This window comes from Palleronia pelagia (genome assembly GCF_900110115.1).
In the GTDB taxonomy this organism is placed as follows: Bacteria; Pseudomonadota; Alphaproteobacteria; order Rhodobacterales; family Rhodobacteraceae; genus Palleronia; species Palleronia pelagia.
Genome location: NZ_FOCM01000001.1, coordinates 349,211 through 361,815, shown reverse-complemented (window position 1 = coordinate 361,815; position 12,605 = coordinate 349,211). Strand labels below are relative to the sequence as shown.

Sequence of the window (12,605 nt, the reverse complement as noted above, 5' to 3'; positions counted from 1 at the left end):
CGTTTGGCGCCAGCCTCAGCCCAGCGCCTGGAACAGGTCCCAGAACATCCGGGCCGAGGTCACTGCCAGGAACAGGCCGAAGGCCAGCCGCAGCGCCCGGCGCGGGATCCGGTGTGCAAGCGCCACGCCCACCCGCGCGAAGGTCATGGTCAGCGGAATGATGATGGCCGCCGCGACCAGGTTCACGTAACCCAGCGACAGGGGCGGCAGATCCGGCGTCCCAAGCCCGGTCAGCACGTAGGTGATCGCGCCCGGCACCCCGATGATGAACCCGATCGCCGCCGAGGTGCCTACCGCCCGGCGGATGTCGTAGCCTAGGAAGTTCAGCAGCGGCACGCAGACGGTTCCGCCACCGATGCCCATCATGGCCGAGATCGCCCCCGCGACCACGCCCAGCGCGGCCCAGACGGTCTTGGGAAAGCTGCGCGGATTGTCACTGTCCTGGCCCTTGCGCAGCACCATGTCGGCCGCGACCAGCGCCGCCACCGTGGCGAAAACCGCGATCAGCGCCAGGCCCGAAACGACGCCTCCGAGAATTCCGCCCAGCACCACGCCGACCAGGATCGACGGCCCCCAGAGCTTCAGCAGGTCGAAATCGATGGCGCCCTTCTTGTAGTGGCCCCAGCTTGAACTGACCGAGGTGAACACGATGGTGGCCAGCGACGTGCCCACCGACAGCTGCATCACCTGGCCGGGGTCCATCGGCGTCAAGGAGAGCGCGAAATACAGCGCGGGCACGATCACGATGCCACCGCCCACGCCCAGAAGCCCCGCGAGGATCCCGCCGAAGATCCCCGCCGCCACGGCCGGCCCCGCGACCGACCACAGGAGTTCCGCCACCGCACCGTCCATGCTGCACCCTTTCCACTGTCCCCGTGCCGGGGCGACGTGACCCGCCTGCCCCGGCACCGTGACATACCGCCCGGTGCCGTCCGGTCAATGGCGCCCGGGCCGCCCGGGGCCGCAGGTCAGAACCGGTTGGCCGGAATCTTGAAGTAGCTGTGCCCGTCATCCTCGGCCGGCGGCAGGCGTCCGCCCCGCAGGTTCACCTGCAACGCGTGCAGCATCTGGGTGGGCAGGCTCAGGGTGGCATCGCGCTCTTCGCGCAGCGCCACGTACGCGTCCAGCGACGTGCCGCCGCCCAGGTGAATGTTGGTCTCGCGCTGCTCCGCGACCGTGCTTTCCCACGCGGGCTCTTCGCGATCGTCGGTGCCGTAATCGTGGCCGATGAAGATGCGGTAGTCGTCGGGATGATCGAGGATCGCCTGCATCGAGCCATAGAGCTCCCGCGCCGAGCCGCCCGGGAAATCGCAGCGCGAGGTGCCGGCATCGGGCTGCATGAAGGTGTCATGGGCGAAGATCGTGTCGCCCGCCACATAGGTGATCGAGCCCAGCGTGTGACCCGGTGACAGCATCACGCGGACGTCGATCCCTCCGATGGTGAAGCTGTCGCCATCGGCGAACAGGTGGTCGAAATCGTTATCAGGATCAAACGCTTGCGGCATGTTGTAAAGGTCGCGCCAAAGCTCGGCGATCTCCTTGACCTTCACGCCGATGGCCTGCCGAACGCCGGTCTGCGACTTCAGCCAGGCCCCGGCCATGAAGTGGTCCGCGTGGGGATGGGTGTCGAGGATCCATTCAAGCTCCAGACCCTCGCGCGCGATGAAATCCAGCGCCCATTGCGCATGGGTGGTCGACGTGCGCGCAGCCTTGGGGTCGAAGTTCAGAACCACGTCGATCAAGGCCGCCTTCCGCGTGGCGGGGTCGATGCAGATGTATTGGCAACTCCCAGTGTCGGGCTCGTAGAAGCCGACCACCCGCGGGCTGCCCGGCCCGCGCGACGGGCTGTCTTTCCAGAGAATGCTCATGGTTCGGCTCCTTTTCATGTCGGGGCCCTACCGCCCCATCCAACACAATCGAAAACACGAATATTAACGGACGTCGACCCCGGATGGGTCCGCCCGGGCGACAAACGAATTCCTATCGCGCCGCCCAGGTTCACCATTTTTCAAGCTTTGCGCCCGATGGTGCGGCCCACAGCACCCATTTTTCCGGAAGGAACCGACCGATGCCGCGCCTGATCCCAACCGTTCTCGCGATCGCCTGCGCCGGGTTTACGGCGCCCATGCTTCACGCCGCCGAGGCCGAGGCGCTGGCCTACGCCCGCGCGCAGCTGGCCACGCTGGGCGAAACACCCGGCATCACATCCGTGGTCAAGGCCGGCAACCTGCGCCACGGCGCCCTGGACGAGGCGCAGATCCTCGAACTCGACGCTGCCTGGCGGGCCGAGATCGGCAGCACTTCCGACACCGTCATCACCCCGGTTCTCGAATCGGACGCCAGCGATGTGCTGCGCAAAATCGTCGAGGCGGCGAACGGCCGGATCGTCGAGATCATCGTCATGGACAAGATGGGCATGAACGCCGCGATCAGCGCGATCACCTCGGACTACTGGCAGGGCGACGAGGCGAAATACCTCGAAACCTACCCGAAGGGCGCCGGGGCCGTCTTCGTAGATACGGTCGAATTCGATGAATCGTCGAATCTCTACCTGCAGCAGGTATCGGGCACCCTGACCGACCCTTCGACGGGCATGCCTATCGGCGCCGTGACCTTCGGCCTCGACGCCAGCGCCTTCAACTGATCCTCGTCCAAGCCAAGGAGTCCGCCCAGTGACCTCCCCTGCCGCCCCGTCGCTGCTTCGTTCGATCGCGGTCAAGTTCGCCTTGGCCGTGGTCCTGTCCATCACCATGGTGATGACCTGTCTCGTCATCTTGCAAAACGCCAGCCTGGATCGCTTCGCCGATAACGCGGTGGCGGACCAAACGACGGCACAAGGCAGCCTGCTCTCCGACCTCCTGCCGCCGCACGTGGCTTTCGGCAAACCCGACATGGTGGCCGCGCTGTTGGCCGATTTCGTCGAGGGTGGTGCGGGCAAGTTCACCGGGGTGGTGGTCGTCGACGCGGATGGCAGCGAAGTGGCGCGCGAAGGCGCCGACGTGGATGAACGGCTGCTTGAATTTGCACGCGCGTCCCTTGATCAACCAGCCGATGCGCATGTTGCCGACGCAGAGCTGGTGGCCTTTCCCCTGTACCACGGCACCGACCGCATGGTCGGTGCAATGGCCACGCGCTGGTCGACCCACGCCATGGATGCCGCGATGTCGGAGATGGCCCTGCGTGAATTACTGGTCGCATCCCTTGCCGGCATCGTGGCGGTAGCCCTGTCCTACATGACCTTCCGTTGGCTTGTCCTGAAGCCCCTGCGTCGCCTGACCACCGTGGTCGAGGATTTGCGCACTGGCAAGTTCGACGCTGAACTGGAGATCACCAACCGCCAGGACGAATTCGGCTTGCTCGCCCGCGCCGTCGATGACTTGCGCGGCCATCTCTCGAAGGGGTTCCAGGCCTCGAAGGACGCCTTCTTCAAGAGCGCGGCATTCAACACCTCGTCGTCCTCCATGATGCTCGCCGATGCGGGAGGCGACGTCTTCGCGGTGAACGCGGCATTCCGCGATCTGTGCGCGGATCGGCTCGATCAGTTCCGGACGGCCTATCCCGGTTTCGATCCGGCCGCCCTGGAAGGGCAGAATTTCACGAAGTATCTGCCCGGGGCCTCGCTCACCGATGATCGCGAGAGGCAGTCCCTGACACTCGCGCTCGACGACCTGCGCATCGCTGTCGACATCGTCGCGATCCGCAACGGCGACGGCGTCCTGACGGGATACGTCCTGAATTGGGCCGATGTGACGGAGACCCGCAAGAACAAGGCCCTTCTGTCGGAAATCAACACCAGCCAGCTCCGGGCCGAGTTTGCACCCGACGGTCGACTGGTGGCCGAAAACGACCTGTTCCGCAGCATCGTGGGCTTGTCCAACAAGGATCGCGCCCAGCCGTCCCTGAACAAGATCCTGGCTGCCGGCCAGGAGACGGTGATGGAAGGCATCGCGACGGGTGACGGCTTCGCCGGGAAGATCGCCCTGCGCGGCCTCAACGATGGCGCCGTCATGCTCGATGGCAGCCTGATCCCCGTCAGTGACAGCGACGGTAAGCCGTATCGCGTGTTCCTGCTGGGTCGCGACATCACCGAGCATGAGCGCACCAGCGAAACCCAGCGCGCCGAGCGGCGCGAGATCGAGGCCGAGCAGGCGGCCGTGGTCGAGGCGCTCCGCGTCGGGCTGAAACGGCTCAGCGCCGGCGACCTCCGCGCCACGCTGTCCGAGCCCTTCGCCAGCCGCTACGAGGAACTGCGCAAGGATTTCAACGCCACGGTCGCACAGCTGTGCGAGGCCATGGCCGCCATCTCCGAGCGGGCCGAGACCATTCGCAACGAAAGCCAGGACATCAGCGGCACCGCCGAGGTTCTGTCGCGTCGGACGGAATCCACCGCTGCCACGCTGGAACAGGCGGCCGCGGCGCTGGACGATCTGACCGGAGGCGTACGGCTGACCGCCGAACGGGCCAAGGACGCCAACGACATCGTGCGTGTCGCCAAGTCGAACGCCGAGGATAGCGGCCAGGTGGTGCTGCGGACCGTAACCGCCATGGACGAGATTTCGGCCTCGTCGGAAAAAGTCGCGTCCATCATCAAGGTCATCGACGATATCGCCTTCCAGACCAACCTCCTGGCGCTGAACGCCGGGGTCGAGGCCGCCCGCGCAGGCGAGGCCGGCAGGGGGTTCGCCGTCGTTGCCTCGGAAGTGCGCGCGCTGGCCCAGCGATCCTCGGACGCAGCGCGCGAGATCAACGACCTGATCGCGCAATCGGTCAATCAGGTGAAGCTGGGCGTGGACCTTGTGGGCGAAACCGGCGAGTCGCTGCGCCGCATCGCCAGCTCGGTCAACGATATCTCTGGGCAGGTCTCGGAAATTGCTGGCTCGGCGCAGAGCCAATCCTCGACCCTCGAAGAGATCAACGTTTCCGTGACCCAGCTTGACCAGTCGACGCAGCAGAACGCCGCCCGGCTGGAAGAAACGACCGCCGCTTCCGACGCCCTGAAAAGCGAGGCCATCGCACTGGTGGACACGATCGGTCATTTCCAGTTGTCCAACCGGGTCATTCCCCTGACCTCGCGCACCAAGGGCACCGGGCCTTCCGATCCTGCACAATCCCCGCAGCGAGAAATTGATCGACCTGTCGACCCGGAGGCCCCCGCCAAGGCCGCGAATGGCGCTTGGACGGATTTCTGATCCAGTTGCAACGCGTGATGCCCGAAGCGAAACCGGGGGATCCCCAATGAGAGACTCACGGATACAGCCCAACGGGCTCGAGACAGCGCCGCCCGAACAGGTGGTGGTCCAGGGAGAATATCGAGTCAGCAATGATCCAGCCGCGGTTCTGTCCACGCTGTTGGGATCCTGTGTCGCGACCTGTCTCTTCGACCCTGTCGCGCAGGTGGGTGGGATGAACCACTTCCTGTTGGCAAGCCGCCCCGGCCGACCAGACGCGTCAGAGCGCTATGGCCTCTATGCCATGGAGGTCCTGATCAACGGTTTGCTGAAGCTCGGGGCCAGCAAGTCACGGCTCGAGGCGAAGCTTTTCGGCGGTGCCACGATGTCGGGCGTCATGGGACATATCGGCGCGGAAAACGGCCGCTTCGCCATCGATTTCCTGACCCGAGAGGGAATCCCGATTCGGGCCACCAGCCTGGGCGGTCAGCAGGCGCGCCGATTACGCTTCCTGCCGACCACGGGTCGCGCGAGCCAGAAACTGGTTGAAGACGCCGAAGCCCTGATCGGAACGCCAGCCCCCCGACCCAAAGCCAGCGACATTCAGTTTTTTGAGGATTGAGCGCCACATGGACGTCGAGACAAATACAGATACCGTGACCCTGGACGCCCGGATGGCGTCGCATTCCGTCGATCAGCTGCTCGACCGGCTTAAGCAGACCAAACCCGGCACCGTGCACATCGACGGGCTGCAGGTCAGAACCATGGGCGCCCGGGCCGCCGAGTTTCTTTGCCGCTTCAAGCTCAGTCACGAGGCACAGGGGGGCACGGTCACCTGTGCCGCATCAGCCGATCTGTGCGACGACCTCCGAATTCTTGGACTCGATCTCCAGCTGCTTGGAAAGGATCTTTGACATGAGCTTGAGCATCCTCGCAATCGACGATTCTCGCACCATGCGCGATCTGCTGCGCAGCGCCCTGGAAGAGGTCGGCTTCAGCGTCACCACCGCGGAAAATGGAGCCGATGGTGTCGGCAAGCTCGACAGCGCCGCACCGGACGTGATCATCACCGACATCAACATGCCGGTGATGGACGGCTTCGGGGTCATCGAGGCCGTGCGCAGGTCAAACGGTGCAGGGTCCATTCCCATCCTGGTCCTGAGCACCGAGTCGGGCGAGGACCTGAAGGACCGAGCGCGTGTGCTCGGCGCAACCGGCTGGATCGTGAAGCCCTTTGATGACCAGCGGCTGATCTCGGCGATCCGTCGCGTGGCGCGGGTCTGATCGATGGCGAGCCTTAGCGAACTACGGCAGGTCTTCTTCCAGGAATGCGAGGATCAGCTCGAAGAGCTGACGGACGGGTTGGCCGAGATCGAGGATCTCGGGTCTGGCGATTCCCCTGACCCCGAGACCATAAACCGGATGTTCCGGGCCGTTCATTCGATCAAGGGCGGTGCGGCGTCCTTCTCGCTGGACGCGATCACGCGATTTGCCCATGCGTTCGAAACTGTTCTCGATGAACTCCGCGACGGTCGGATCACGGTGACCCGTAATCTCGTGAATGTCTTCTATCGTGCCGCGGATTTCCTGGCCGACCTGGTCGCGTCGGGCGCCGAGGATGCGCCTGTCAGCACGACAGACCTGCAAACCCATATCGACGAGGTCATGACGCTGTCGGCCACTCCGCCGGCGCCCGATGTGACGACACCGCAAGCAGGTGAAACCGAACCGGACTGCAGCTCCGAATTCGTGCCGATTGCGCTGGATTTCGGGATCGGAGCGGACGGAGCGCCGAATATCGCGCCGGATGATTACGTAATCATCTTCTCGCCCGAAGCCGGCCTTTATGCCAACGGCCACGAACCCGTGCAGCTGTTTCGCGAGCTCGAAACGCTCGGGACACTATCTGTCACCGCAACCGTGGACGAGGCCCTCGCCTGGGATGACCCGATGCCCGCGATCACGTGGCGGTTGGCCCTGCGCACCGATCAAAGCGAAACTGCCATCAACGAGATTTTCGAGTTCGCGAAGGGCTTCGCCCGGATCGACATCGAACGGGCCGATCCCGGCGTTCCGCCTTCGGCCACGGGTTCCGCGCCCGATATCCGCGATTCGAAGGCCGGAGCGCCGGGTAAGGGTGAAGAAGCCTCTCCGCCCACGTCCGACGATCCTTCCTTGACCGAGGGAGCCGAACCGGCTGTCCCGGCCGGCGGATCCGCGCTGGCCGATCCCCAGAAGACCCGCGGACCAAAAGCATCGAAAGCCACTGTGCGGGTAGACCTGGACGTGGTGGATGAACTCATCAACATGGTGGGCGAGCTGGTGATTACCCAATCGGTGATGACCCAATCCCTGACCGACGCAGGTGGCGCCGAGGGGCGCGAGATGGCGGCGACTCTCGAAGACTTCAAAACGCTGACCCGGAAGATACAGGAAGGGATCATGGCGATCCGGGCCCAGTCGGTGAAGCCGCTCTTCCAGCGCATGGGTCGCATTGTGCGCGAGACCGCCCAGATCGCCGAAAAGGACGTGCGCTTCGTCGTCGAGGGCGAGGAAACCGAGGTCGACAGGACCGTCATTGAACGTCTTGTCGATCCCTTGACCCATATCCTGCGCAATTCAATCGATCACGGTCTTGAACCCGGCACGGCACGGAGGGACGCAGGCAAAGATCCCACTGGCACAGTCACCCTCTCGGCGGCGCATCGCTCGGGCCGCGTAGTGATCGAGGTGCGCGACGATGGCGGTGGGGTCGATCGTGAAAAGGTGCTCTCCTCGGCCATGCGGAAAGGGCTTGTCCCGGAGAACGCGAACCTGACCGACGCCGAGATTGACCGGCTGCTGTTCACACCCGGGTTTTCGACCGCAAGCGCGGTGACGAACCTGTCGGGCCGCGGTGTCGGGATGGACGTCGTCAACAGCGAGATCAGGCGCCTTGGCGGACGGGTTTCGATCCACTCGACCCGGGACCGCGGCACAACGATCTCGATCAGTCTCCCGCTGACGCTCGCGGTGCTTGACGGCATGGTGGTGGATGTCGCTGGCGAAACCATGGTCGTGCCAATCTCGGCCATCGTCGAGACAATCCGCCCCCGCCCCGAGCAGCTCCACAGCATCGGCCCCCGCACCCGCATGGTTGCCGTGCGCGAAAGCATGGTGCCCGTCATCGACATCGCCGACATATTCGGATTCAACGCGCAGCGCAGTGCAGCCAGCGACGCGGTTCTGCTGCTGGTCGAGGATGACCGAGGCGACCAGTACGCGCTGACCGTGGACCGGATACGCGATCAACGGCAGCTGGTGATCAAAAGCCTCGAAGCCAATTACGGGACCATTCCCTTCGTGGCCGCTGCGACCATCCTGGGCGACGGCCAGATCGCGTTGATCGTCGATTTGGACGAAATCACCCATCAGGGCGCCGCAGCCCGTTCCGCAACCCCGTCAAACGCCAGGGTGCCCGCATGACAGACGACAGATCCGATCACCAGCACGTGAAGTCCGAGCTGATCACCTTCTCGATCGGCGAGCAGGATTTCTGCATGGACATCATGGCCGTGCGAGAAATTCGCGGCTGGACCGGCGTCACCATGCTGCCCCATTCGCCGCCCGACGTCATGGGCGTGATGAACCTGCGCGGAGCGGTTGTGCCCATCGTCGACTTGGCCGCGCGCCTGGGGCTGGAACGGTGCCGCGACGCGGGGCGCACGGTGATCATCGTGGCAAACATCGGCGAGCAGACCGTGGGTTTCCTGGTGTCTGCCGTGTCAGACATCGTCAGCATCGCCCCGGATGAGGTGCAGCCCATGCCGCGCATGGACGGACTGGACAGCGACAGCTTCGTGAAGGGGATCATTGCGTCCCAGGAGCGCACGCTGCGCGTGCTCGACATCGCGACACTTTCGGCCTCGATGATCGCATCACCGGTGGACGCATGACCGGTACCGACCTCCTTCGGCTCGATCTTAGCGAAGACGCGTTCGAAAAGATTGCCGCGATCCTTGCCGAACGGACCGGCATCCGATTGGAGCCCGGGACCCAGCGGCTGGTCGTGTCGCGCCTGTCGCGGCATCTGCGCCGGCTCGGCCTGAACAATTTCGAGGCTTTTCTCGACCATGTGCTCGGACCGAACGGCACCGACGACCTGGCGGCCATGATCGACGCGCTGACCACGAATACCACGCGATTTTTCCGCGAATCCGGCCATTTTCGCATCCTCGAAGATCAGATCATGCCGCGTCTGGCCGAGAAGGCCCGCGCGGGCGGACGTGTGCGCATCTGGTCGGCGGCCTGTTCCAGCGGCGAGGAACCCTACAGCATCGCCGCCGTGGTCGAGAAGTGCATGCCCGATGTCTCCCAGTTCAACTTTCGAATTCTTGCCACCGATATCGACAGCAAGGTGCTGAAGGCGGCTGAGGAGGGTCGTTACGCCTCTGCCGCACGGCGCGACGCGGGACCTGATTTCGCCGCGCGGCTTTTCGAAAAGGCAACGGGCGCGGACGATACGCTGCGGGTTCGCGCCGCCCTGCGCAATCTGGTAACTGTCCGGTATCTCAACTTCATGGACCCGTGGCCCGTATCGGGGCCGTTCGACGTGATCTTCTGTCGCAATGTGGCGATCTACATGGAACCGGACACGCAGATGCGGATCTGGAGCGGCCTTGAACAGGTGCTCGACCGCGACGGGGTCCTGTTCATCGGCCATTCCGAACGGATCGGGCCGCCACTGTCCGACCGGCTGGAGCTGTTCGGCCCGACGTCGTTCCGGCGGCCGGGTGCCGCCATTTCCTCGTAAGCCGCCATCCCACACTCAAGGAGCGCCCCAAATGTCCCTACGCGAACAGCTCAAGGTTCTGGTCGTGGACGACACCAGCGTCAGCCGCGGGCTGATCTGCAATGCCCTGGACGAAATCGGCATCAAGAATGTCGACAGCTGCAACGCCGGCAACGTGGCGCTGGAGCGCGCGACACGTCAAGGGTTTCACATCGTCATATCGGACTACAACATGCCCGGAATGGACGGTCTGCAACTGCTGGAGAAGCTGCGGCTGCAGAAGGCCACCGCGCGCATCGGTTTCATCCTGATCAGCGGGTCGATGAAGCCGTCGATCCTGGCCCAGGCGAAGAAACTGGGGCTCAACAACTTTCTGCCCAAGCCCTTCGACACAGCCAAGATGCGCGCCTGCCTGGAAACCGTGACGGGCAAGCTATGAGCGATGCCACCGTGCCGCTGGTCGAGATCCTGTCGCGGCTCGAAACCGAATTGTCGCGCGTGGAAACCATGTCGCGGGGGTTGGAAGACGTGGCCGCGGCAGCAATCCTCGGCCATGCAATCGCCACGACAGGCGACCGAGCATCATGGCAGGAGCTGGATCGCCTGACCCAGACCGCGGCCGATCTGCGCCGCGCGGTTGCCGGGTTGGCCACGCAGTGCGGCGCGGCGCCTCCGGTCGCGCTCAACCCGGTCACCCGTGACCTGCGGCTCGAGCAGGTGCGCGCTGCGCTGACCGGCAGCTCGACGGCGCCCACCCCGTCATCGGAGCCCAGCTTCTTCTAACGGCCGATCCCGCGGCGCACTGCTCCAGTCTTTCGCCGGTGGCCCTGAGCATTGCCGAGAGCAGCGGCACGGTGAGACGGTGAGACGGTGAGACGGTCGTGTTGGCTACAATGGCCGCAGGACAATGGATCATGATGAATCGCGGTCATTGCCGCGGTTCGCGTTGAACACTGACAAAGGCGGTTGAAAAAGACCCGGCGAGCCGAACTGCCCATGGCCGAGAGGCCTTTTGCCTACGCCTCGGTAGGAGGGTCCGTGCGCGGCCCGTAGCTTCGGAAGGCGACATGCACCTCGGCCATCTCGTCGGCGGTCAGGATTTGCGGCGCACCACCAATGCTGGTGAACAGGAAGGTCCGCGCCAAAGCCTCGAGCTCTTCCAGCCGCCACAGGGCCTTATCGACGGTTTCGCCCAAGACGGTCGCGCCGTGATTGGCCATGAGGCAGCCATGTCGATCGGTCATGACCGCCGCCATGTTGTCGCACAAGGCTTGGCTTCCAAAGAGCGCGTAGTCGACCAAGGGCACGTCATCGCCTCCGAAGGCCGCGACCATGTAGTGACAGGCCGGGATCGACCGCCGTTGCGCCGCCAGGACACTGCAATAGGGCGGATGGGCGTGCAAAACCACTGGCATGTCGGGACGTGCGTTGTGCAGCGCCTGGTGGAATGGCCATTCCGAGGAGGGCTTCGGCCCGGTTTCATCCGGTGGTCCCGCCAAGGGAATCGTCACCATCATGTCGGGCGCCAGGGCGTCATAGGCCACGCCCGATGGCGTTATGAGCACGCCCTCCGCGACCCGGGCCGATATGTTGCCCGACGTTCCCTGGTTCAGGCGACGCGCGTTCATGGCGCGGCAGGCGTCGATCAGGGCCTGCCGGGTGGCCGTGGTATCGGGCAAAGGTGCATTGCTCATTCGGCGGACTCAAGAAGGGTTTCGGCAAGAGCGGTGCCGGTGACAAGGTGCGTCGCGAAACCACCTTTCAGCGCGGCGGCGGCCGGCGCCGCGCGGCGCGGACCCGCTGCCACCAAAAGGGCCATGTCCTTCCCTTTCATCTGCTCCAGTGAAACACCGATCATCCGCTCCTCGACCTCGCATTCGACGGCCTGCCCTCGCGCGTCGATAAGCCGGCCGCAGATCACGCCCACGGCGCCTCGGGCGCGCTGCGCCTCCATCCCGGCCGGGTCCAGGATGCCGCTCTGGACCACATGGGCGTCCGCATCGCAGGTCCCGCAAGCGAGAACCGTCTTGTTGCAAGTGGCCAACGCGTCGAGCTGGCGTTTCACGGCCGGCTCGGCGCAGAGCGCATCGCGCAGGCCCTTGCTCGACAGGATCAAGGGCACGTGCAAGTTGATGCAGTCGCCGCTCAGCCTTTGCGCCAGCACCGCGGTGCAAGCCTCGGCGGCGAACCCGAAGGCCGCGGGGCGCGATCCCAGGAGTTGAACCACCGTCAAGTCGGGGATCGGGGTCTGCGGAACACGGTTTGCCATCTGGTAGACCGTCGCCCCCCACGAGACGCCCAGCCGGTCGCCGGGCGCCAGGAGGCGAGGCAACCAATCGGCCGCCGCCTGCGTCACGCGCGCCGTGTCACCCTTGGAGCTCTCGGCATCCGGAACCACCAGCGCGTCCGCCAGCCCGTACGCGGTGCACAACGCCCGCGCCAGCCGGTGGCCGCGAAACACGTCGCTGTCCAGGTGCAGACGTACCCATCCCCGGGACCGGGCCTCGGCCAGGTAGTTCACGACCGACGCCCGACTGATCCCCAGCCGCGCGGCAATTTCGTTCTGGTTCAGTCCGTCGTGGTAATACAGCCAGGCTGCCTCGATCAGCGCGGCATCGTCGCGGGGCATGGGGCGGGCGGTATCCGACATCGCCTGTCGCGGCCGA

Annotated in this window: 14 protein-coding genes; 10 read left to right on the top strand and 4 right to left on the bottom strand. The window is 64.9% G+C overall.

Going from position 1 to position 12,605, the window contains the following annotated elements:
* Window positions 1-15 precede the first annotated feature (15 nt).
* Window positions 16-852, bottom strand: coding sequence for a sulfite exporter TauE/SafE family protein (locus tag BMX96_RS01820; RefSeq protein WP_091843648.1), 837 nt, complete (start codon window positions 850-852; stop codon window positions 16-18).
* Window positions 853-968: 116 nt separating this feature from the next.
* Window positions 969-1,868 carry an MBL fold metallo-hydrolase gene (locus BMX96_RS01815; protein ID WP_091843645.1) on the bottom strand — a complete coding sequence of 300 codons (900 nt, stop codon included), beginning with the start codon at window positions 1,866-1,868 and terminating at the stop codon, window positions 969-971.
* A 200-nt stretch (window positions 1,869-2,068) separates the two neighbouring features.
* Between BMX96_RS01815 and BMX96_RS01810 the strand changes: the two genes are divergently transcribed.
* The 10 genes from BMX96_RS01810 (at window position 2,069) to BMX96_RS01765 (ending at window position 10,722) form a co-directional block, all read left to right on the top strand.
* The gene (locus tag BMX96_RS01810) at window positions 2,069-2,644 is read left to right on the top strand and encodes a hypothetical protein (protein ID WP_091843642.1); all 576 of its coding nucleotides are present in this window, start codon (window positions 2,069-2,071) and stop codon (window positions 2,642-2,644) included.
* A 28-nt stretch (window positions 2,645-2,672) separates the two neighbouring features.
* Window positions 2,673-5,189, top strand: a complete 2,517-nt coding sequence (locus tag BMX96_RS01805; RefSeq protein ID WP_091843639.1) for a methyl-accepting chemotaxis protein — start codon at window positions 2,673-2,675, stop codon at window positions 5,187-5,189.
* A gap of 214 nt (window positions 5,190-5,403) precedes the next feature.
* Entirely contained in the window at window positions 5,404-5,790 is a 387-nt protein-coding gene (locus tag BMX96_RS01800; protein ID WP_236736923.1) for a chemotaxis protein CheD, read from the top strand.
* Window positions 5,791-5,797: 7 nt separating this feature from the next.
* Window positions 5,798-6,082 (top strand): hypothetical protein, encoded by a 285-nt coding sequence (locus BMX96_RS01795; RefSeq protein ID WP_091843630.1) that lies wholly within the window; start codon window positions 5,798-5,800, stop codon window positions 6,080-6,082.
* Between the two features lies 1 nt (window position 6,083).
* Window positions 6,084-6,452, top strand: a complete 369-nt coding sequence (locus tag BMX96_RS01790) for a response regulator (protein WP_091843627.1) — start codon at window positions 6,084-6,086, stop codon at window positions 6,450-6,452.
* A gap of 3 nt (window positions 6,453-6,455) precedes the next feature.
* Window positions 6,456-8,633: a chemotaxis protein CheA gene (locus tag BMX96_RS01785; RefSeq protein WP_091843624.1), complete on the top strand. Its 2,178-nt coding sequence runs from the start codon at window positions 6,456-6,458 to the stop codon at window positions 8,631-8,633.
* Window positions 8,630-9,103: a chemotaxis protein CheW gene (locus tag BMX96_RS01780; RefSeq protein WP_091843621.1), complete on the top strand. Its 474-nt coding sequence runs from the start codon at window positions 8,630-8,632 to the stop codon at window positions 9,101-9,103. Before BMX96_RS01785 ends, BMX96_RS01780 begins: the two co-directional genes overlap by 4 nt.
* Complete coding sequence (locus BMX96_RS01775) at window positions 9,100-9,960, top strand: CheR family methyltransferase (protein ID WP_091843618.1); 861 nt, start codon at window positions 9,100-9,102, stop codon at window positions 9,958-9,960. Before BMX96_RS01780 ends, BMX96_RS01775 begins: the two co-directional genes overlap by 4 nt.
* A 31-nt stretch (window positions 9,961-9,991) precedes the next feature.
* Window positions 9,992-10,378: a response regulator gene (locus BMX96_RS01770; RefSeq protein WP_091843616.1), complete on the top strand. Its 387-nt coding sequence runs from the start codon at window positions 9,992-9,994 to the stop codon at window positions 10,376-10,378.
* Entirely contained in the window at window positions 10,375-10,722 is a 348-nt protein-coding gene (locus BMX96_RS01765; protein WP_091843613.1) for a hypothetical protein, read from the top strand. Before BMX96_RS01770 ends, BMX96_RS01765 begins: the two co-directional genes overlap by 4 nt.
* A 233-nt stretch (window positions 10,723-10,955) precedes the next feature.
* Here the strand turns inward: BMX96_RS01765 and BMX96_RS01760 are convergent, their stop codons facing one another.
* Window positions 10,956-11,633, bottom strand: coding sequence for a class II aldolase/adducin family protein (locus tag BMX96_RS01760; RefSeq protein ID WP_091843611.1), 678 nt, complete (start codon window positions 11,631-11,633; stop codon window positions 10,956-10,958).
* A complete protein-coding gene (locus BMX96_RS01755) occupies window positions 11,630-12,589 on the bottom strand; it encodes a sugar-binding transcriptional regulator (protein ID WP_091843608.1) in 960 nt (319 codons plus the stop codon). The genes BMX96_RS01760 and BMX96_RS01755 overlap by 4 nt, the downstream gene beginning before the upstream one ends.
* Window positions 12,590-12,605: the final 16 nt, after the last annotated feature.

Coding starts and splice junctions, on each gene's coding strand:
- BMX96_RS01820 (WP_091843648.1), bottom strand. CDS start 852: ATGGACGGTGCGGTGGCGGAACTCCTGTGGTCGGTCGCGGGGCCGGCC.
- BMX96_RS01815 (WP_091843645.1), bottom strand. CDS start 1,868: ATGAGCATTCTCTGGAAAGACAGCCCGTCGCGCGGGCCGGGCAGCCCG.
- BMX96_RS01810 (WP_091843642.1), top strand. CDS start 2,069: ATGCCGCGCCTGATCCCAACCGTTCTCGCGATCGCCTGCGCCGGGTTT.
- BMX96_RS01800 (WP_236736923.1), top strand. CDS start 5,404: ATGAACCACTTCCTGTTGGCAAGCCGCCCCGGCCGACCAGACGCGTCA.
- BMX96_RS01795 (WP_091843630.1), top strand. CDS start 5,798: ATGGACGTCGAGACAAATACAGATACCGTGACCCTGGACGCCCGGATG.
- BMX96_RS01790 (WP_091843627.1), top strand. CDS start 6,084: ATGAGCTTGAGCATCCTCGCAATCGACGATTCTCGCACCATGCGCGAT.
- BMX96_RS01785 (WP_091843624.1), top strand. CDS start 6,456: ATGGCGAGCCTTAGCGAACTACGGCAGGTCTTCTTCCAGGAATGCGAG.
- BMX96_RS01780 (WP_091843621.1), top strand. CDS start 8,630: ATGACAGACGACAGATCCGATCACCAGCACGTGAAGTCCGAGCTGATC.
- BMX96_RS01775 (WP_091843618.1), top strand. CDS start 9,100: ATGACCGGTACCGACCTCCTTCGGCTCGATCTTAGCGAAGACGCGTTC.
- BMX96_RS01770 (WP_091843616.1), top strand. CDS start 9,992: ATGTCCCTACGCGAACAGCTCAAGGTTCTGGTCGTGGACGACACCAGC.
- BMX96_RS01765 (WP_091843613.1), top strand. CDS start 10,375: ATGAGCGATGCCACCGTGCCGCTGGTCGAGATCCTGTCGCGGCTCGAA.
- BMX96_RS01760 (WP_091843611.1), bottom strand. CDS start 11,633: ATGAGCAATGCACCTTTGCCCGATACCACGGCCACCCGGCAGGCCCTG.
- BMX96_RS01755 (WP_091843608.1), bottom strand. CDS start 12,589: ATGTCGGATACCGCCCGCCCCATGCCCCGCGACGATGCCGCGCTGATC.